At 57.6% G+C, this 238-nt stretch carries 1 pseudogene; it reads left to right on the top strand.

The features are described from left to right. Positions 1 to 238 (top strand): annotated as a pseudogene (locus tag Q4563_RS22410) (phosphoribosylamine--glycine ligase); the annotation flags it as partial.

Consider the following 238-nt stretch of genomic DNA (forward strand, 5'->3'; position numbering starts at 1 on the left):
GTTTCAGGCCGCCGGTCTGAAAATCTTTGGCCCGTCGGCCGGAGCTGCCCAGCTGGAAGGCTCCAAGGCGTTTACCAAGGATTTTCTGGCTCGCCAGCAGATTCCTACCGCGGAATACCAGAATTTCACCGAGCTTGAGCCAGCACTGGCTTATCTGCGTGAAAAAGGCGCACCGATTGTAGTCAAGGCCGATGGTCTGGCGGCAGGTAAAGGCGTGATTGTGGCAGAAACCCTGGCC

It is taken from the genome of Gilvimarinus sp. 1_MG-2023 (genome assembly GCF_030548285.1).